Genomic DNA, 17,973 nt, shown 5'->3' on the forward strand with positions numbered 1-17,973 from the left:
CAACCACACATCGAGGCTCGAACCATGAACAGCACCCTCCCCCTCTCCGGCCAGATCGCCATCGTCACCGGCGGCTCGCGCAGCATCGGCGCGGCCATTGCCAAGCGCCTGGCCGCCGATGGCGCCAGCGTCGCCATCACCTACAACGCCTCCCCCGAGCGGGCCGAACAGGTGGTCGATGAGATTCTCGCCGCCGGCGGCACGGCCATCGCCCTGGCCGCCGACGCCGGCGACCCCGAGGCGGTGCGCAGCGCCGTGCAGCAGGTGGCCGCGCGCTTCGGCAAGGTCGACATCCTGGTCAACAACGCCGGCATCAGCGTGCTCGGCGCACCGGAAGAGATCGCCTTCGCCGACTTCCAGCGCATCCTCGCGGTGAACGTCACCGGCCTGTTCGTCGCCACCCAGGAAGCGCTCAAGCATATGGGCCAGGGCGGACGCATCATCCATATCGGCAGCTCCATGGTGCAGTACGCCGCCTTCGCCACTGCCTCGGCCTACACCCTCACCAAGGGCGCCGTGGCCGGCTTCAGCCGCGGCCTGGTGCGCGACCTCGGCCCGCGCGGCATCACGGTCAACACCGTGCACCCGGGCCCCACCGCCAGCGACATGAACCCGGCCGACGGCCCGGTGGCCGACTTCGTTCGCCCCCATATCGCCGTCGGCCGCTACGGCGAAGGCCACGATATCGCCAGCGCGGTGGCCTACCTGGCCAGCCCGCAGGCGGCCTTCGTCACCGGCGCCGAACTGCTGGTGGACGGCGGCTTTACCGCCTGACGCCGCCGGCTCGGCAGCCAGTCGCGACTACCCTCACCCCAACCCTCTCCCACAGGGAGAGGGATCCAGAATTTCAGGAGGCTTTATATGAACATCGGCATCATTGGCGCCGGCGCCATCGGCACGGCCATCGCCCAGGCCCTGGCAACTGCCGGCATCGACGTGGTCATCGCCAACAGCCGCGGGCCGGACAGCCTGGCGGCGCTGGTCGAGCGACTCGGCCCCAAGGTCAGGGCCGTGAGCCGCGAAGAGGCGGCCCGCGCCGACCTGGTGTTTCTCGCGGTCAACTGGTCCAAGCTGGCCGGCGCGGTGGAGGGCCTCGGGCCCTGGAACGGGCGCATCGTCATCGACGCCAACAACCCCATCGAGGCGCCGACCTTCCGGGCCGTCGATCTGGGCGGCCGCGCCTCCAGCGCGGTGGTCGGCGATCTGCTGCCTGGCGCGCGCCTGGTCAAGGCCTTCAACCACCTGCAACCGGCGCTGTTGACTGGCGACCCGCAGGCCGAGGGCGGCCGCCGCGTGCTGTTCGTCTCCGGAGAGGACACCGCGGCCAAGGTGACGGTGGCGGCGCTGATCGAGCGCCTGGGCTTCTTCGCCCTCGACCTCGGCGGCAACGAACAGGGCCGGCTGGCGCAGTTTCCCGGTGGGCCGCTGCCGGCGCTGAACCTGGTCAGGTTCGCCTGAATGGCAGGCAGGAAAAAACCCGGCGCGCTTGTGGCGCGCCGGTGCTGCAGGTGAGGTTTCGGGAGAAGCGGCCGCTACGCTTGTGGCGTTGCGGCGATAAGCGTGGCGGCGGGCGCCGTCACGCGAATGGGTTACAGCGGCGTCAGCAGCTGGCCGCTGGCGATACAGCAACGCACGTTGTCGAGGACCAGATCGGCCATCTGCTGGCGGGTCTCGACGCTAGCGCTGCCGACATGCGGCAGCAGCACCGCGTTGTCCAACTCGAGCAACGCGGCCGGGACTTCGGGTTCGCATTGGTAGACGTCCAGACCCTCGCCAGCAATCACACCGTTCTGCAAAGCCGTGAGGTGATGGCCTACCAACTGCCCGACCACCAGGGCGTCGACACCGCCACCCCGCCCCTGCTGCGGGCCGGCTTTCTGACCCTGCTCGGCGTGCTGCAAGTCTGTGCCGCCCTCGCCAGCAAGCTCCAGCCCGGCCCGCTGCTGTTCATCAGCCAGGGCCCGCTGGTGTACAGCATCTTCGCCGCCCTGCTGGTCGCCACCGTGATGATGCTGTTCATGGAGTTCTACGGCCTGCGACTGTCCATCAAGCTGCTCGACGTGCCCAAGCACATCCTGTTGCCGATCATCCTGGTGCTCTGCGTGGTCGGTGCCTTCGGCCTGTCCAGCCGCCTGTTCGATGTCTGCTCGATCCTGCTGTTCGGCCTGCTCGGCTACGGCCTCGTCAAGGCCGGCCTGCCGGCGGCGCCGTTCATCATCGGTTTCATCCTCGGGCCGATGGCCGAGACCAACCTGCGCCGCGGCCTGATGCTCTCCGATGGCAACTTCGCCGACTTCTTCGCCACCCCCATCGCCGGCAGCCTCCTCGGCCTGGCCCTGGCCTTCGTCCTCTGGCAGATGTTCAGCGCCCTGCGGCCCAAGCCCAGCGCGATCAACGCCATTCTGCGCACCTGATCGCCCACCCCAGAGCTCACGCCTATGGCTGGCCGCCTGGTACACGCGCAGCTCCATGGCGAAATGCGGCGCCAAGCTCATGCCGGCCTGCTAGGCCAGGGTCTGCATGCGCAGATACGGGGTGCTGCCGCCGACCCGTGGCGCATCGGGCATTAGGAAGTCGGCGGCGCGCCGGCGGATGAACTCCCTGTGCTCGGCCGGGCTGGTGAGCATCTCGCCGGTGGCGATCGGCGTGTCGAACCGAACTTGAACCGTTCCAAGGCACCTCGCTGGCACGATTGAGGCTCTCACAGGCGGGAGCGTCAGCCTCATTCAGACGGGCGCAGTAATGACCTCGACGGCGAGCGGGCGGTAAAAGGCGAGTGCAGATCGAGCCCCCGTCGAGAGGCTGGCCAATTTGGGATGTGCTGCGCAACTCGACTGCCCCTGGAGGCGGCCCCTTGGGATTAGCCGTCCGACGGGCGGATGATTTTCGCATTGACATATCGGTGAATCTCGATATTATCGCGCCATGGAACTGATCAATGTATTCAAAGCCCTCTCAAATCCGACCCGCCTTGAAATCCTCAAGGGGTTGAAGGATCCGGTGAAGAACTTTCCTCCACAGGATGAAGGGGACGTTCATACCGTGGGCGTCTGCGTCAGCAGTATTCAGGAAGGTGTCGGTCTGTCGCAGTCGACAGTGTCCGATTACCTTGCCACGCTGCAGCGAGTGGGACTAGTCGAAGTCCGTCGTATTGGGCAGTGGACCTACTACAAGCGCAATGAAGCCAACATCCGTGCTCTGGCCGAGATCATAGGCAAAGAGTTGTAATTTTTTCACGCACAACATCGATAATTCTCGATATCCCTTTTTACCGAAGCGCTCACGATAGAGAGATCGCAGGAAAGACCCGTTAATTCTTTGGCTCTATATATCGAAAATTCCCTATATCCCTTTTTCCAGAAACGAGGAACTACCATGAAAGCGCAAATTCTCAACTCATTCGGCGGCCCGCAATCGTTCGAGCTGCGTGACGTACCCAAGCCGGTGCCGGATGCAGGACAAGTGCTGGTGCGGGTTCACGCAACCTCCATCAACCCCTTGGATTACCAGGTACGTCGGGGCGACTATGTCGACTACGTGCCTCTCCCCGCCATTACCGGGCATGACGTATCCGGCGTCGTCGAAGCCGTCGGCCCAGGGGTGACGAGCTTCGTGCCAGGCGACGAAGTCTGGTACACCACGCAAATCTTCGAAGGCGATGGCAGCTATGCCGAGTACCACGTCGCCTCCGAAAGCATCATCGGCAAGAAGCCGGCATCGCTGAGCCATCTCGAGGCGGCCAGCCTCACGCTGGTAGGCGGGACGGTATGGGAAGCCCTGGTCGGGCGTGTATCGCTCCGGGTCGGGGAAAGCATTCTGATCCACGGCGGCGCGGGTGGCGTGGGCCATGTCGCGATCCAGGTGGCAAAGGCCATTGGCGCGCGGGTGTTCACCACCGTGCGCGAAGCGAACTTCGAGTTCGCCCGTGGGCTGGGTGCCGACGTGGTCATCGACTACGAACAAGAGGATTACGTGGACGCCATCCTGCGGGAAACCGATGGCCAGGGCGTCGATGTGATCTTCGACACCATCGGCGGCGACACCTTGACCCGTAGCCCCGACGCGCTCGCCCAGCTCGGCCGCGTGGTCTCGATCGTGGACATCGCCAAGCCGCAGAACCTCATTCAGGCCTGGGGCAAGAACGCCAGTTACCACTTCGTCTTCACCCGCCAGAACCGCGGCAAGCTCGATGAGCTGAGCGCCTTGGTCGAGCGCGGCCAGCTGCGGCCGCATGTTGGCGCGATCTATTCGCTCGCTGACATTTCAAGCGCACACGCGCTGCTGGAGACGCCCAACAATGGTCTTCGCGGAAAAATCGCGATTGCCGTCGAGCCCTCGCTCGCCCCGTAAGGGCATAGGTGCAACTGCCGAACTTACTCTAGAGGAATACCGCAATGATTTATGAAATCGCACTGCTGCCCGTTCACCAAGAACAGATTGAACCCTTCAAACGCGCATTTGCCGAGGTTGCACCTTTGCTCCGCCGCGCCAAGGGGTATGGCGGCCACATGCTCGCGCCCGGTATCGAAAGCCCCGAGCGGTTCAACCTGATCGTGCGCTGGGCTTCACTCGAGGACCACACGCCGGGCTTCGAAGCGAGCGAAGACCATCGGCTGTTCATGCTCGGCCTGCAGGAATATTTTTCCGAAGAGCCGACGGTCTATCACATTGAGGGAGCGGCTTTTACTACGGGAAAGGATGACGATCAAAACAGCATCTTTGACCGGGCAATGCCGGTGTCTTAGGCGGTTGCGGGCTGCAAAGAATTGGCCGTTGTCAGAAACATGCGGACCAGATGTCGCTAATTTGCAGTGATCGTGAGTTGATCTGACAGTTACCTGCCTTGAGGCCCGCGACTGTCAGGTCAAATTCAGCTGTTCAGTGTGGTGATCTTATTGCGATCAAGCTAAATAGCCGCTGATCGGAGACTGGGCCGCCAAATAACCTGGGGCGCGCGGGGGCCCATCGAGGGCGCTATCGACTGCCCCTCGCTCGACTCCCCTCACCCACTCCCCCGCTCGATCACCTCGCCCCCACATCCAGGCGCAACGACTGGTGCACCAGCGCCGGTTCGGCGATGGTGCGGCCGATGCGCAGGCCGTCGATGCGCACGGTGGTCAGCGGCGGATGGGTGTGCGCCGCGCAGGACAGGTCGCCGAAGCCGACCACCTCGGGACAGCCCAGGGCGCGGGACAGGCTAATGGGCGACACGCCGGCCACCTTGGCCACGTCGATCAGGGGCGGCGCGCGAATCGGAAGTTTCTCGACTCATGCTCTGCCCCTCGGGAGTCCGGGCACCTTACCCAGGGCGCTGGCCCGAATTCATGCGAGATACGTTGTCATACAACATTGGTCACAAGAGACGAAGGGTGCGCGTGCCCAGCCGTTTCTCACCTTGTTCGCTCGCTGGCCGCCGGCGGCACGGTGTCGATCGCCGCGCTGTTCGTCGCCGGCATCGGCCCGGGCCTGCTGCTCAGTTTCACCATGGCCGCGCTGTGCCTGCTGTTCGCGCGCAAGCGCAACTACCCCAAGGGCGAGGTGATTCCGCTGCGCCAGGCGCTGAAGATCTGCGTCGAGGCGCTGTGGGGCCTGATGACCATGGTGATCATCCTCGGCGGCATCCTCAGCGGCGTGTTCACCGCCACCGAGTCGGCCGCGGTGGCGGTGGTCTGGGCCTTCTTCGTGACCATGTCCATCTACCGCGACTACAAGTGGAGCGAACTGCCGAAGATGCTGCACCGCACCGTGCGCACCCTGTCGATCGTGATGATCCTGATCGCCTTCGCCGCCAGCTTCGGCTACATCATGACCCTGATGCAGATTCCGTCGAAGATCACCACGGCCTTCCTGACCCTGTCGGACAACCGCTACGTGATCCTGATGTGCGTCAACTTCATGCTGCTGGCCCTGGGCACGCTGATGGACATGGCGCCGCTGATCCTGATTCTCACGCCGATCCTGCTGCCGGTGTGACCTCCTTCGGCGTCGACCCGGTACACTTCGGCATGATCATGCTGGTCAACCTGGGCATCGGCCTGATCACCCCGCCGGTGGGCGCGGTGCTGTTCGTCGGCGCCGCCATCGGCAAGGTCAGCATCGAGAGCACGGTGAAAGCGCTGCTGCCGTTCTACGCCGCGCTGTTCGCGGTGCTGATGGCGGTCACCTACATCCCCGCCATCTCGCTGTGGCTACCCAGCGTGGTGCTCTGAACCCGCGCCCGCTCCACTCCCGTTCTGCGGAAGCGAGGCCTGCCCCATTCACCCCGAGCCGCCACCTGGCGGCTCTTGCTTTATAAGGACGTAACGCCACGCCATGCACGCCGCCCCGTTCCCCCGGCATATCGCCGCGCTGATCCTCGCCACCCTGGCCTGCTCCTTCGCCGGCAACCATATCGCCGCGCGTATCGCCTTCGACCACTACGCCGGCCTGCTGCTGGCGATCCTCTGCCGTTCTGGGGTGACCCTGCTGGTGCTCGCCGCCCTGGTGCTGTGGCAACGCGACTCGCTGCGCCTGAGCCGCCAGACCTGGGGCTGGCAGCTGGTGCTGGGGCTGCTGATCGCGGTGCAGAGCTTCTGCATCTATTCGGCGGTGGCGCGCATCCCGGTGGGCCTGGCGCTGCTGGTGGTGAACCTCTCGCCGATCCTCCTGGCGCTGCTCACCTGGGCCCTCGGCGGCCCACGACCGACCGGCCGCGCGGCGCTGATCATGGGCCTGATCCTGTTCGGCCTGGTGCTGGTGCTGGACGTGCCGGCGCGCCTGGCCGGTCAGGCCCAGCTCGATGCGCGCTGGATCGAAGGGGTGTCGTTCAGCCTGACCGCAGCGGCGGTATTCGCCGTTGCGTTGTGGATTACTGAACACCGGCTGTCGGCGATGCCCGGGCGGGTGCGCAGCATGCTGACCATGGCGGTGGTGTTCAGCGCCTCGGCCCTGGCCGGCGCCAGCGGCGCCCTGCCCGGTGGCCTCGGCCTGCCCGATGCAGCGGTCGGCTGGGTAGCCCTGGCCTGCCTGGTACTGCTCTACGGCACGGCGTTTTCGGTGCTGTTCATATGCATGCCGCGCCTGGATATCGCGCGCAACGCGCCGGTGATGAACATGGAGCCGGTGGCCGGGATGCTGTTCGGCTGGCTGATTCTCGATCAGCTGCTCGGCGCCCTGCAGGTGGTCGGCGGGCTGATCGTGGTCGGCGGCATCGTCCTGCTGGCCTACCGCCGCTAGCCATGGCTCAGCCGTGCAGCGCCTCGGCCTCGGCGGCCTCGTGCGCCTGACGCAGGCGCTCGCGGCTGTTGGTCAGGTGCAGCCGCATGGCGGCGCGCGCCGCCTCCGAGTCCTGGCGGGCGATGGCCTCGAAGATCTGCTCGTGCTCGCGCGCAAGACGCGCCATGTAGTGCGCCTGGTCGTCGCGCGCCAGGCTGGCGGAATTGACCCGGGTGCGCGGAATGATGCTGGTGCCCAGGTGACTCATGATGTCGGTGAAGTAGCGGTTGCCGGTGGCCTCGGCGATGCGCAGGTGGAACTGGAAATCCGACGACACCGCGTCGCTGGCGTGCGCCGCGCTCTCGCTGATCGCGTCCAGCGCCTCGCGGATGGCCTTCAGTTGCGCCTCGTTGCGGCGCTGCGCGGCCAGGCCGGCGGACTCCACTTCCAGGCTGATGCGAAATTCGAGAATCGCCAGCACGTCGCGCAGGGTGACGATGGTCGCCGGGTCGATGCGAAAGCCACTGGGGCTGGGGGTGTCGAGCACGAAAGTGCCGATGCCGTGGCGGGTTTCCACCAGACCGGCGGCCTGCAGCCGCGACAGCGCCTCGCGCACCACGGTGCGGCTGACGCCCTGCTCCTCCATGATCGCCGACTCGGTGGGCAGCTTCTCGCCGCGCTTGATTGCACCGTCGCGGATACGCTGCGACAGCTCGGCCACCAACTCCTGGGCCAGACTACGGTGCTTGCGGCGGGCGCGGGGTTGGGCGTTGGGGGTTTCCATGGCAGGAGCGCTCTCGGCTGACGGCTAAGCCGCAATCATAGCCCAGCAGTTGTACGATGACGCTATGAATTCCCGACAAATAGCGACACCGGAGCGGCAGATGCCGACCACCTTGCTGACCCGGCACGACAGCCTGACCCGCCTGACCCTGGCCCCCGAACTGGGCGCCAGCCTGGTCAACTGGACCCGTTTGAGCGCCTGGCAGCTGGTTGATGCGACATCCGACAGCGCCACCCTGCAACTGGACAGCCTGCAGCCCTTCCCCTTACCGCGCGCGCCTGCAGGTGCGACTGGCGGACGGGCGCCTGAGCCTGCGCCTGCAGGCCACCCACCTCGGCGAGCGGCCGACCTGGTACGGCCTCGGCCTGCATCCCTATCTCACCCGCACCGCACATACCCGCCTGCAAGCGCAGGCCTGGCAAGTATGGCTGTGCGACGCCGACAAACTCTCCACTCAACTGGCCGAGTTACCCGCGGCCTGAAACTTCGCCGAACTTGCCACCCTGCCGGCACAGACGCTGGACAATGCCTTTACTGGCTGGCCGGGCAGCGCGCTTATCGTACAGCCGGAGGCCGGCTATCAATTGCTCTGCCACGCCGAGGGCGCCGAGTTCTTCTTGCTGTATTGCCCGCAGGAGCAGAACTTCTTCTGTTTCGAGCCGGTCAGCCATCCGGTCAACGCCCACCACCTGCCGGGGCGCCCGGGCCTGCAACTGCTGGCGCCGGGGCAAAGTTGCCGGCTGCTGTTCAGCCTGGAGTACCAGGCACTCGATAACTGAGCGCTGGACATTCGCCGACACTTCGCGATAATGGCGCGCAAGTTGCCTCTCGCAACTTCACTTATAAAAAGTTACATACACATAAGTAACTGAATAAGAACGGGAAACTTGCAAGCTCTGACACTTTGCAAAGTATTCGCCGAACGAAACCATCAGCAGCACCCTAGATTGATCCCTGACCGCAGCAGTGAAGCGGAGTGCTTCACGCGTCATGCGGGTCGATCGCCAGACCATATAGGTAAACCCAGTGACGAAAGACGAACTGCGCGCCGAACTCGAGCGCCAGGCGCAGCGTTACAAGGATGTATACGGCGGGGAAGTCATCACCTACGCCGCGCAGCCGGACCCCGACCGCAAACCTTGGCGCAAGAAACCCAGCCTGCTCGACCAGGCCTTCGATAAGGAAATCGAAAAGATCGAAAAAGAACGTCAGGACAAGCAAGACGCCGCCAGCGAATAGTGCCAGGCCCTCTGCCGAACTAGCCTTTCATCGCCGCTTCGCTACTACCGCGATTGCGCAGGCCGGACATGCCGCCAGGCTTATCCGGCGCGCCGGTAAAGGGTGGACCCGGCTTCGCCCTGTCCACCCTGCCCTCGCCGGCTAGCGTCTCCTGCCGCCCAGCAGCGACCCCATCAGCCCGCGCACCAGCTGCCGCCCGAGCTGGTTGGCCGCCTGGCGCAGCGCCGACTTCATCGCCCCACCGAGCAGTTCGCCGGCTATCTGCCCCAGCCCCTGCTCCGGCGCCGCGGCCTTCTGCCGTCCGCTCGGCTGGGCCGGCGCCTCGGCGCTGGCCTGGGCGGCGCGGGCGGTGAGCAGCTCGTAGGCCGATTCACGGTCGACGGGTTTGTCGTAGCGCCCGGCCAACGGCGACTGACGCACCAGGGCGGCGCGCTCGCTCTCGCTCAGCGGGCCGATGCGCGACTGCGGCGGGGCGATGGCCACGCGCTGCACCATGGCCGGCGTGCCCTTCTCCTCCAGGGTGCCGACCAACGCCTCGCCGATGCCCAGCTCGGTCAGCACGCCCAGGCTGTCGAACGCCGGATTGGGGCGGAAACCGTCGGCCACCGCGCGCAGCGCCTTCTGCTCCTTGGCGGTGAAGGCGCGCAGGCCGTGCTGGATGCGCAGGCCGAGCTGGGCCAGCACGTCGTCCGGCAGGTCGCTGGGCGACTGGGTGACGAAGTACACCCCCACGCCCTTGGAGCGGATCAGCCGCACCACCTGCTCCAGGCGCTCCTGCAGCGCCTTGGGCGTGCCCTGAAAGAGCAGGTGCGCCTCGTCGAAGAACAGCGCCAGCACCGGCTTGTCGGCGTCGCCACGTTCGGGCAGCTGCTCGAACAGCTCGGCCAGCAGCCACAGCAGGAAGGTCGCGTAGACCTTGGGCGCTTCGTGCACCAGGCGGCTGGCGTCGAGCAGGTGAACCCGGCCGCGGCCGTCGCGATCGGGGTGCAGCAGGTCCTCGAGTTGCAGCGCCGGCTCGCCGAACAGCGCCTCGGCGCCCTGCTGCTCCAGGCTGGCCAGGCGCCGCAGCAGCGCCTGCGCCGAGGTGTTGGTGAACAGCGCGCTGTCCTCGCCGAGCACCTGCGGGTTGTCCTTGAGGTGGCCGAGCAGCGCCTTGAGGTCCTTCAGATCGAGCAGCAGCAAACCCTCGCGGTCGGCCACCTTGAACGTGGCGTAGAGCGCCGCCTGCTGGCTGTCGGTCAGTTCCAGCAGGGCGCCGAGCAGCAGCGGGCCCATCTCGCTCAAGGTGGTGCGCAGCGGGTGGCCGCTCTGCCCGTGCACGTCCCACAGGCACAGCGGATAGGCCTGCGGCCGGTGCTGCAGCCAGGCCATGCTGGCGATGCGCTCGGCGACCTTGCCCTGCGGCGCACCGGCAGCGCCGAGGCCGCACAGGTCGCCCTTGACGTCGGCGGCGAACACCGCCACGCCGGCGTCGCTGAAGGTCTCGATCAGGCGCTGCAGGGTCACCGTCTTGCCGGTGCCGGTGGCGCCGGCGATCAGACCGTGACGGTTGGCCAGGCGCAACGGCTGGCCGACGGGCTGGCCATCGCTGCCGGCGCCCAGTACGAACTGCGAAATCAAAGGCATCTTTGCCATCCCCTGGGTTAAAGCTTTACTGCAGGTATGCCGACATAGGCATCAGACCAAAGGCGAATTGCCTTCGCCACAATCTCCCACGAACCGCCCCACTGGCGGCTTCGTGGAACACAAGACTGGTTCCAGAGCCTTCCGGACGCAAGACAACATGACTAAAAACCTGCAGTTCAGCCACAAGATCCTGCTCGCAGCATCGCTGGTGGTGATAGTCGCCTTCTCCCTGTTCACCCTCTACAACGATTACCTGCAACGCAACGCCATCCGTGCGGACCTGGAGAGCTACCTGCATGAAATGGGCGACGTGACCGCCAGCAACATCCAGAACTGGCTGTCCGGGCGCATCCTCCTGGTGGAAAGCGCCGCCCAGTCGATCGTCAACGACAACAGCCCGGATCGCGTGGTCAAGCTGCTGGAGCAGAAGGCGCTGACCTCCTCCTTCGCCTTCACCTACCTGGGCGCCGAGAACGCCGACTTCACCATGCGCCCGGACGCCGACATGCCCGAGGGCTACGATCCGCGCACCCGGCCCTGGTACAAGGATGCCATGGCCGCCGGCGGCTCCACCCTCACCGAACCCTACGTCGACGCCGCCACCGGCGAGCTGATCATCACCATCGCCACCCCGGCCAAGCCGGCCGGCGTGGTCGGCGGCGACCTCAGCCTGCAGACCCTGGTCGACATCATCAACGCCCTGGACTTCGACGGCATCGGCTACGCCTTCCTGGTCAGCGCCGACGGCAAGATCCTGGTGCACCCGGACAAGAACCTGGTGATGAAGAACCTCAAGGACATCTACCCGCAGAACACTCCGCGCATCAGCAGCGAGTTCAGCGAGGCGCAACAAGACGGCAACACCCGCATCCTCACCTTCACCCCGGTCAAGGGCCTACCTTCGGTCGACTGGCACGTCGGCCTGTCCATCGACAAGGCCAAGGCCTACGCGATGCTCACCGAGTTCCGCGCCTCGGCCATAGTCGCCACCGTCATCGCCGTGGTGCTGATCATCGCCCTGCTCGGTGTGCTGATCCGCGTGCTGATGCAGCCGCTCAACACCATGGGCAAGGCCATGCAGGACATCGCCCAGGGCGAGGGCGACCTGACCAAGCGCCTGGCGATCCAGTCCAACGACGAGTTCGGCGCCCTGGCGCGCGCCTTCAACCAGTTCGTCGAGCGCATCCACAGCTCGATCCGCGAGGTGTCCTCGGCCACCGTGCAGGTCAACGAGGTGGCCAAGCTGGTGGTCAACGCCTCCAACTCGTCGATGGCCAACTCCGACGAGCAGGCCAGCCGCACCAACAGCGTGGCTGCGGCGATCAACGAGCTGGGTGCCGCCGCCCAAGAGATCGCGCGTAACGCCGCCGACGCCTCGACCCAGGCCTCCGACGCCCGCCATCAGGCCGAGGACGGCGGCAAGGTGGTGCAGCAGGCGATCTCCTCGATGAGCGAGCTGTCGGACAAGATCAGCGACGCCTGCGCCAAGATCGAGATGCTCAACAGCAAGACCGTGGACATCGGCCAGATTCTCGAGGTGATCAAGAGCATTTCCCAGCAGACCAACCTGCTGGCGCTCAACGCCGCCATCGAGGCCGCCCGCGCCGGCGAGGCCGGCCGCGGCTTCGCCGTGGTCGCCGACGAGGTGCGTAACCTGGCGCACCGCACCCAGGAGTCGGCGCAGGAAATCGAGAAGATGATCGAGGAGCTGCAGGTCGGCTCGCGCGAGTCGGTCACCACCATGACCGAGAGCCAGCGCTACAGCGAGGAAAGTGTGGCGATCGCCAACCAGGCCGGCGAACGCCTGGGCACGGTCACCGCGCGCATCGGCGAGATCGACGGGATGAACCAGTCGGTGGCCACCGCCACCGAGGAGCAGACCTCGGTGATCGAGTCGCTGAACATGGACATCATCGAGATCAACACCCTCAACCAGGAAGGCGTGGAGAACTTGCAGGCCACCCTGCGCGCCTGCGGCGACCTGGAGCAACAGGCCGCGCGCCTCAAGCAACTGGTCGACAGCTTCCGCATCTGAGTACGCGAAACGAGACCAAGGGCGCCACGGCGCCCTTGGTCGTTATGGCTCAGGCTCAGGCGGCGCCTGTTCCTGCAGCTGCCGCCACAATTCGGCGGCCTCGGCGAACTCGGTGCCGTCGTCCTCGCTCAAGGCGTCCGGGTCGTAGCGGCGCACGCAGCCCTCGCCCAGGGTCGGCGGCGCCTTGGACGTCGCCTTGTCCAGTGGATCGCTCATCAAGTCCTCCTCACTCAGAGCCTGTTCAAAGTCTCGCGAACTAGAGCAATGCAAGGCGCTACGCTAGTAACAGCCTTCGGCTGGTCAAAACAGGCGAGGAACGGTCGGAGTCGCGGGCGACTTTACGAGTTGTAAATGAGCATTCCAAGCCTGTTTTTAACGCATCAGTACCGACGCGCAGCAGACTTTGAACAGGCTCTAACCGGCTTCCAGCTTGCCCTGCTCATGCTGGGCGAACTCCTTGACCGCCCGCAGCACGTCGTGGCGGCTGATCTGGCCGATCAGGTGACCGTCCTCGACCACCGGCAGGCGCCGACGCCGACCGCGCAGGAAGCGCTCGGACAGCTCGATGATGTCCGCCTCCGGCGAGATGGTCTCGACCTCGGCGGTCATGTAGGCGCTGACGTTGCCGCCGATGGCCTCGTAGTAGGCGCCGGAGAGGATGCCGCGCAGGCAGTCGCCCTCCGACAGCAGGCCGATCAGGTGGCCCTGAGAATCGACCACCGGCGCCGCCGAGATACGGTGCTCCAGCAGGCGGTTGATGGCGGTGAACAGATCGGTATCCGACCTGAAGGTCACCAGATGGCGGGTCATGTAGTCCCGCACCTTGATGGACTTGAGCATGGGCGATCTCCTCTGGCGAGCATCGGTTCGGCCCACGGTGCAAGATCAGTCGAACACCACCGTCTTGTTGTCGTGCACCAGAACCCGGTCTTCCAAGTGATAGCGTAGCCCACGCGCCAGCACCATCTTCTCCACGTCCTTGCCCAGGCGCACCATTTCCTCGATATCGTCGCGGTGGGTGACGCGCACCACGTCCTGCTCGATGATCGGCCCGGCGTCCAGCTCCTCGGTGACGTAGTGCGAGGTGGCGCCGATCAGCTTGACCCCGCGCAGCGAAGCCTGGTGGTAGGGCTTGGCGCCGACGAAGGACGGCAGGAAGCTGTGGTGGATGTTGATCACCCGCTGCGCGTACTCGGCGCACAGTGCCGGCGGCAGGATCTGCATGTAGCGCGCCAGGACGATGACGTCGGCCTGGTGCTGCTTGACCAGGCGCTCCACCTCGGCGAAGGCCGGTGCCTTGTCCTGTGCATCGACCGGCACATGGAAGTAGGGGATGCCGTGCCACTCGACCATGCTGCGCAGGTCGTCGTGGTTGGAGATCACGCAGGGAATGGCGCAGTCGAGCTCGTCGCTGTGCCAGCGGTGCAGCAGGTCGGCCAGGCAGTGCGACTCGCGGCTGGCCATCAGCACCACGCGCTTCTTCTGCGCCGAGTCGGTGATGCGCCACTCCATGGAGAATTCGCGGGCAATCGGCGCGAAGGCCTGCTGGAAGCCCTCCAGCTCGAACGGCAGGGAATCGGCGCGAATCTCGTGCCGCATGAAGAACCAGCCGCTCTGGGTATCGGAATGATGACTCGCTTCGGTGATCCAGCCGTTGTAGGTCGCCAGGAAACTACTGACCTTGGCGACGATGCCGACGCGATCCGGGCAGGCGATGACCAGTCTGAACGTGCGCATATACAAACCCCCAATGACGGCGCAAAAGTCGGCCATTCTAGCGACAAGCCGGGGAAACTGCAGTAGCGCGGAGGGCCGGGCACCCGTGGCCCCCTGACCGGGCGCGGAAAAATATCGAGGCGGCGGAAAAACAGGCAACTTCGGCCAGCGCGGAAATACCCGGTTTAAATTAAAGCCCGTGGTTACAAAACCTTGCAGTGCACCACGGCTATTTTCTCCGACACTGTTTACTTGTTATAAGTGCGTGACTATTATTGCCTCACTGCTCACTTTTTAAACCTATTCACGCCAAGGTAAAGTCCATGTCGCTGATCAATGAATACCGCGCCACCGAAGAAGCCATCAAGGAGCTGCAAGAGCGCCTGAAGAACCTGTCGCAAGACGACAAGCTGAAAAAGGAACTGGAATTCGAAGGCAAGTTGCGCACCCTGATGGGCGAATATCAGAAGTCCCTGCGCGACATCATTGCCCTGCTCGACCCGGAAGCCAAGGTCGGCAAGGCCCCGCGTGCCGGCAAGCCCGTTGCCACCAAGCGCGCGCGCAAGGTCAAGCAGTACAAGAACCCGCACAGCGGCGAAGTGATCGAAACCAAAGGCGGCAACCACAAGACCCTGAAAGAGTGGAAAGCCAAGTGGGGCGCCGACGTCGTCGAAGGTTGGGCCACCCTGCTCGGCTAAGCCTCGCGCAATACCCGAAAACGCCAGCCCTGCTGGCGTTTTTTATTGCCGTTATTTTGCCGCGGGATGACCGGCGCAATTGTTGCCGGCAACTCGTCTGGCGCCCCGCAAGTTTGCCGTGCGGGCCACGGCCAACGCCCAGCCGGCAATTGCCACAGGGCAACTCGCCAGCGCGCCCGGACAAACAAGCGCCGGCCGCCGCCACCCCGCTCGATATGCCCGTGCACAATTGGGCTATGCCCCGTTGCCGGCGCCGCGGCTAATTTATCCCGTAGCGCGCCTGCACATCCTCCGCATACGCCTGCCATTGCTGCAGAAGTTGCACTTGGCTCGGCGTGCAGTTACCGCGCAATTCATCCAGCGCCTGACGAAACTGCCCCAGGGTATTGGGTGCGCCGAACTCGGCGGCATTCAGACGCTGGCGGCAGAACTCCTGCCAGCGTTGCCGCTCGGCCGGCGACAGGCTGTCCGGAAAGTTGCGTGCGCGATAGCGGAACAGCAACTCCGGCAGACGCGCGTCGTCGAACGGCCAGTCCTGGTTGGCCAGCGCCTCGGGCTCGGCACGGCGCACCTGCTCGCACAGGCGGCGGTCGCGGTCGCCGATAAAACCCTCGTACAGCTGCTGCTCGGGGTCGCCGCTGGCGGCGAAGGCCTCCTCGCGATAGATGGTCGCCAGCTTGTCCTGCCACAGCGCCTGCGCCGCCTGCAGCGCCTCGGCGTGGCGCTGGCACTGCGCCCAGTCCAGCTGCAGGCGCTGACGATCCTGCTCGCGCAGCACCGACAGCGGCGCCACCACCGGGCAGCGGTTGATATGCAGCAGCTTCAGCGGCACCGGCGCCTCGCCCTCGGCCAGCTCCTCACGCCGGGTGTACAGGCGGCTGCGCAGGGTCTCGGCATCCAGCTCCAGCAACGGCGCCGGGTCGGCCTGCAGGTCGCAGACGATCAGCGCGTTGCGGTTACGCGGGTGCCAGGCCAGCGGCAGCACCGGCGCCAGGTAATGACGCGCCGCGGAGAAACGCCCGGACACATGCAGCAGCGGCTGCAGCAGGCGGATCTGATCCAGCACCCGCTGCTTGCTGCGCAATTGATAGAGGAAGTCGTACAGCCGCGGCTGCCGCTCGCGCAGCAGGCGCGCCAGGCCGATGGTGGCGCGCACGTCGGACAGCGCGTCGTGGGCCTGGCCATGGTCGATGCCGTTGGCCTGGGTCAGGCGTTCCAGCTTGAGGGTCACGCGGCCGTCTTCCTCCGGCCACTCGATGCCCTCCGGGCGTAGGGCGTAGGCGGTGCGCACCAGGTCGATCAGGTCCCAGCGGCTGTTGCCGCCCTGCCATTCGCGGGCGTAGGGATCGAAGAAGTTGCGATAGAGGCTGTAACGGGTGACCTCGTCGTCGAAGCGCAGGCTGTTGTAGCCGGCGCCGCAGGTGCCCGGCGCGGACAGCGCGGCATGCACCCGGGTGACGAACTCGCCCTCGTCCAGCCCCAGTTGCTGCAGGCGCTGCGGGTCGATGCCGGTGACCAGGCAGGCGGCCGGGTGCGGCAGGATGTCGTCGCTGGGCCGACAGTAGAGGTTCAACGGCTCGTCGATCTCGTTGAGCGCCTCGTCGGTGCGGATACCGGCCACCTGCAGCGGACGGTCGCAGCGCGGATTGATGCCGGTGGTCTCGTAGTCGTACCAGAAGATGCTGGAAGTCACGCGCGTATCCCCAGTGCACAGTGGCCAGGCAGTCTATCATTCATGCTCAGGCGCGCCGCCGCCGGCAAAGCATGAACCAGCGCACAGCCGCTGCATGCCCGCCCAGGCGCCGCTTGTAGGCCAAATGCCAGTACCCCTAGCATGTGCCACCTCTCCCACTCTACGTACAAGGACGCCGCCATGAGTGACGCTACCACCCCCAATCCCTATGCCGCCCCCGTCAGCGACCTGCAGCAGCCGCTCGGCGACCAGGCGCCGAGCATCGAAGAAGCGCTGGCCCGCGGCTACGACTTCAGCATCGGCGCACTGATCGGCGAGGCCTGGGCCAAGGTCAAAGGCACCAAGGGCATCATCATCGGCGGTTTCCTGGTGTTCTACCTGGTGCTGCTGGCCGCCACCTTCATCCTCGGCGGCATAGTCGGCGTGTTCGGCGCCCTCAGCGACAACCTGGTCGCGGTGGTGGTCGGCGAGGTGCTGGTGTCGCTGCTGGCCTCCGCCCTGGCCTATCCCTTCATGGCCGGGATCAACATGGTCGGCATCCGCCGCGCCGCCGACCAGCCGATCAGCTTCAACGAAATCTTCAGCCACTTCGGCCGCACCGTGCCGCTGATCATCACCGCCATGGTGATGATGCTGCTGATCTACCTCGGCATGCTCCTGCTGCTGCTCCCCGGCATCTACCTGGCGGTGGCCTATCTGCTGGCGATTCCGCTGGTGGTCGAGCGCGGCCTGTCGCCCTGGCAGGCGCTGGAGGCCTCGCGCAAGGCCATCAGCCAGCACTGGTTCAAGGTCTTCGGCCTGTTCCTGCTGCTCGGCGTGATCGTGATCCTCAGCGCCATCCCGCTGGGTATCGGCCTGGTCTGGAGCATCCCGCTGATGGTCGTGGCCATGGGCGTGCTCTACCGCACCATCTTCGGCGTGCTGCCCGCCGCCCAGTAAGCCGTTATGCCGGGCCGAGCCATCGGCCCGGTTGCGTTCGTGTCCCGCT

18 protein-coding genes and 4 pseudogenes are annotated in these 17,973 nt (G+C 65.6%); 13 read left to right on the plus strand and 9 right to left on the minus strand.

The features are described from left to right. Positions 1-24: 24 nt before the first annotated feature. Both EA796_RS03955 and EA796_RS03960 read left to right on the plus strand, forming a co-directional pair. The gene (locus EA796_RS03955; RefSeq protein ID WP_122107598.1) at positions 25-774 is read left to right on the plus strand and encodes a 3-oxoacyl-ACP reductase family protein; all 750 of its coding nucleotides are present in this window, start codon (positions 25-27) and stop codon (positions 772-774) included. A gap of 63 nt (positions 775-837) precedes the next feature. After that, positions 838-1,458, plus strand: coding sequence for an NADPH-dependent F420 reductase (locus tag EA796_RS03960; protein WP_371921454.1), 621 nt, complete (start codon positions 838-840; stop codon positions 1,456-1,458). A 131-nt stretch (positions 1,459-1,589) separates the two neighbouring features. On the opposite strand, the gene EA796_RS03965 is transcribed toward EA796_RS03960, so the two are convergent. After that, a complete protein-coding gene (locus EA796_RS03965; RefSeq protein ID WP_371921455.1) occupies positions 1,590-1,832 on the minus strand; it encodes an NAD(P)-dependent oxidoreductase in 243 nt (80 codons plus the stop codon). 90 nt (positions 1,833-1,922) lie between these two features. Between EA796_RS03965 and EA796_RS03970 the strand changes: the two are divergent. Continuing rightward, positions 1,923-2,414: pseudogene (locus EA796_RS03970) on the plus strand (tripartite tricarboxylate transporter permease); the annotation flags it as partial. 9 nt (positions 2,415-2,423) lie between these two features. On the opposite strand, the pseudogene EA796_RS03975 reads toward EA796_RS03970, so the two are convergent. Beyond that, positions 2,424-2,657, minus strand: a pseudogene (locus EA796_RS03975) (enolase C-terminal domain-like protein); the annotation flags it as partial. Between the two features lie 268 nt (positions 2,658-2,925). Between EA796_RS03975 and EA796_RS03980 the strand changes: the two are divergent. The 3 genes from EA796_RS03980 (at position 2,926) to EA796_RS03990 (ending at position 4,745) form a co-directional block, all read left to right on the plus strand. Next, positions 2,926-3,228, plus strand: a complete 303-nt coding sequence (locus EA796_RS03980) for a helix-turn-helix transcriptional regulator (protein ID WP_021445912.1) — start codon at positions 2,926-2,928, stop codon at positions 3,226-3,228. A 147-nt stretch (positions 3,229-3,375) separates the two neighbouring features. Beyond that, positions 3,376-4,350 (plus strand): zinc-dependent alcohol dehydrogenase family protein, encoded by a 975-nt coding sequence (locus EA796_RS03985; protein WP_122107601.1) that lies wholly within the window; start codon positions 3,376-3,378, stop codon positions 4,348-4,350. Positions 4,351-4,394: 44 nt separating this feature from the next. Next, the gene (locus tag EA796_RS03990; protein ID WP_122107602.1) at positions 4,395-4,745 is read left to right on the plus strand and encodes an antibiotic biosynthesis monooxygenase; all 351 of its coding nucleotides are present in this window, start codon (positions 4,395-4,397) and stop codon (positions 4,743-4,745) included. Positions 4,746-5,022: 277 nt separating this feature from the next. Here the strand turns inward: EA796_RS03990 and EA796_RS03995 are convergent, their stop codons facing one another. Then, positions 5,023-5,211 carry a hypothetical protein gene (locus EA796_RS03995; RefSeq protein WP_371921448.1) on the minus strand — a complete coding sequence of 63 codons (189 nt, stop codon included), beginning with the start codon at positions 5,209-5,211 and terminating at the stop codon, positions 5,023-5,025. Positions 5,212-5,400: 189 nt separating this feature from the next. Between EA796_RS03995 and EA796_RS04000 the strand changes: the two are divergent. Both EA796_RS04000 and EA796_RS04005 read left to right on the plus strand, forming a co-directional pair. Continuing rightward, positions 5,401-6,209 (plus strand): annotated as a pseudogene (locus EA796_RS04000) (TRAP transporter large permease); the annotation flags it as partial. Positions 6,210-6,312: 103 nt separating this feature from the next. Continuing rightward, complete coding sequence (locus EA796_RS04005) at positions 6,313-7,215, plus strand: DMT family transporter (protein WP_122107603.1); 903 nt, start codon at positions 6,313-6,315, stop codon at positions 7,213-7,215. A 7-nt stretch (positions 7,216-7,222) separates the two neighbouring features. On the opposite strand, the gene EA796_RS04010 is transcribed toward EA796_RS04005, so the two are convergent. Next, on the minus strand, positions 7,223-7,978 hold the full coding sequence (locus tag EA796_RS04010; RefSeq protein ID WP_021444899.1) for a FadR/GntR family transcriptional regulator: 756 nt from the start codon (positions 7,976-7,978) through the stop codon (positions 7,223-7,225). Positions 7,979-8,078: 100 nt separating this feature from the next. Here EA796_RS04010 and EA796_RS04015 point away from each other — a divergent pair. Together EA796_RS04015 and EA796_RS04020 are read left to right on the plus strand one after the other, a co-directional pair. Then, positions 8,079-8,757 (plus strand): annotated as a pseudogene (locus tag EA796_RS04015) (aldose 1-epimerase). Between the two features lie 247 nt (positions 8,758-9,004). Then, a complete protein-coding gene (locus EA796_RS04020; protein ID WP_122107604.1) occupies positions 9,005-9,217 on the plus strand; it encodes a hypothetical protein in 213 nt (70 codons plus the stop codon). A 141-nt stretch (positions 9,218-9,358) separates the two neighbouring features. Here the strand turns inward: EA796_RS04020 and EA796_RS04025 are convergent, their stop codons facing one another. Then, positions 9,359-10,843: a helicase HerA-like domain-containing protein gene (locus tag EA796_RS04025; protein ID WP_122107605.1), complete on the minus strand. Its 1,485-nt coding sequence runs from the start codon at positions 10,841-10,843 to the stop codon at positions 9,359-9,361. Between the two features lie 157 nt (positions 10,844-11,000). On the opposite strand from EA796_RS04025, the gene EA796_RS04030 reads away from it, so the two are divergent. Then, a complete protein-coding gene (locus EA796_RS04030) occupies positions 11,001-12,878 on the plus strand; it encodes a methyl-accepting chemotaxis protein (RefSeq protein ID WP_122107606.1) in 1,878 nt (625 codons plus the stop codon). A gap of 42 nt (positions 12,879-12,920) precedes the next feature. Here the strand turns inward: EA796_RS04030 and EA796_RS23275 are convergent, their stop codons facing one another. The 3 genes from EA796_RS23275 to purU form a co-directional block, all read right to left on the minus strand. Beyond that, positions 12,921-13,094, minus strand: a complete 174-nt coding sequence (locus EA796_RS23275; RefSeq protein WP_021442681.1) for a hypothetical protein — start codon at positions 13,092-13,094, stop codon at positions 12,921-12,923. A gap of 198 nt (positions 13,095-13,292) precedes the next feature. Further along, complete coding sequence (locus EA796_RS04035; protein WP_021442680.1) at positions 13,293-13,718, minus strand: CBS domain-containing protein; 426 nt, start codon at positions 13,716-13,718, stop codon at positions 13,293-13,295. A 45-nt stretch (positions 13,719-13,763) separates the two neighbouring features. Then, positions 13,764-14,615, minus strand: coding sequence for a formyltetrahydrofolate deformylase (purU, locus tag EA796_RS04040; protein ID WP_021442679.1), 852 nt, complete (start codon positions 14,613-14,615; stop codon positions 13,764-13,766). Positions 14,616-14,917: 302 nt separating this feature from the next. Between purU and mvaT the strand changes: the two genes are divergently transcribed. Then, the gene (mvaT, locus tag EA796_RS04045) at positions 14,918-15,292 is read left to right on the plus strand and encodes a histone-like nucleoid-structuring protein MvaT (protein ID WP_021442678.1); all 375 of its coding nucleotides are present in this window, start codon (positions 14,918-14,920) and stop codon (positions 15,290-15,292) included. Between the two features lie 259 nt (positions 15,293-15,551). On the opposite strand, the gene sbcB is transcribed toward mvaT, so the two are convergent. Then, positions 15,552-16,985: an exodeoxyribonuclease I gene (gene sbcB / locus EA796_RS04050; protein ID WP_122107607.1), complete on the minus strand. Its 1,434-nt coding sequence runs from the start codon at positions 16,983-16,985 to the stop codon at positions 15,552-15,554. Positions 16,986-17,165: 180 nt separating this feature from the next. Here sbcB and EA796_RS04055 point away from each other — a divergent pair, with 180 nt between their 5' ends. Then, complete coding sequence (locus tag EA796_RS04055) at positions 17,166-17,924, plus strand: hypothetical protein (protein WP_122107608.1); 759 nt, start codon at positions 17,166-17,168, stop codon at positions 17,922-17,924. Positions 17,925-17,973: the final 49 nt, after the last annotated feature.

The sequence above is a fragment of the Pseudomonas sp. AOB-7 genome (genome assembly GCF_003696305.1).
In the GTDB taxonomy this organism is placed as follows: Bacteria; Pseudomonadota; Gammaproteobacteria; order Pseudomonadales; family Pseudomonadaceae; genus Aquipseudomonas.

Excerpts from the sequence above, each read along its gene's own strand:
- EA796_RS04035 (WP_021442680.1), bottom strand. The coding sequence starts at position 13,718 with ATGCTCAAGTCCATCAAGGTGCGGGACTACATGACCCGCCATCTGGTG.
- EA796_RS04010 (WP_021444899.1), bottom strand. The coding sequence starts at position 7,978 with ATGGAAACCCCCAACGCCCAACCCCGCGCCCGCCGCAAGCACCGTAGT.
- EA796_RS03980 (WP_021445912.1), top strand. The coding sequence starts at position 2,926 with ATGGAACTGATCAATGTATTCAAAGCCCTCTCAAATCCGACCCGCCTT.
- EA796_RS04005 (WP_122107603.1), top strand. The coding sequence starts at position 6,313 with ATGCACGCCGCCCCGTTCCCCCGGCATATCGCCGCGCTGATCCTCGCC.
- EA796_RS04055 (WP_122107608.1), top strand. The coding sequence starts at position 17,166 with ATGAGTGACGCTACCACCCCCAATCCCTATGCCGCCCCCGTCAGCGAC.
- EA796_RS03955 (WP_122107598.1), top strand. The coding sequence starts at position 25 with ATGAACAGCACCCTCCCCCTCTCCGGCCAGATCGCCATCGTCACCGGC.
- EA796_RS04025 (WP_122107605.1), bottom strand. The coding sequence starts at position 10,843 with ATGCCTTTGATTTCGCAGTTCGTACTGGGCGCCGGCAGCGATGGCCAG.
- purU (WP_021442679.1), bottom strand. The coding sequence starts at position 14,615 with ATGCGCACGTTCAGACTGGTCATCGCCTGCCCGGATCGCGTCGGCATC.
- EA796_RS23275 (WP_021442681.1), bottom strand. The coding sequence starts at position 13,094 with ATGAGCGATCCACTGGACAAGGCGACGTCCAAGGCGCCGCCGACCCTG.
- EA796_RS03985 (WP_122107601.1), top strand. The coding sequence starts at position 3,376 with ATGAAAGCGCAAATTCTCAACTCATTCGGCGGCCCGCAATCGTTCGAG.
- mvaT (WP_021442678.1), top strand. The coding sequence starts at position 14,918 with ATGTCGCTGATCAATGAATACCGCGCCACCGAAGAAGCCATCAAGGAG.
- EA796_RS03990 (WP_122107602.1), top strand. The coding sequence starts at position 4,395 with ATGATTTATGAAATCGCACTGCTGCCCGTTCACCAAGAACAGATTGAA.
- EA796_RS04030 (WP_122107606.1), top strand. The coding sequence starts at position 11,001 with ATGACTAAAAACCTGCAGTTCAGCCACAAGATCCTGCTCGCAGCATCG.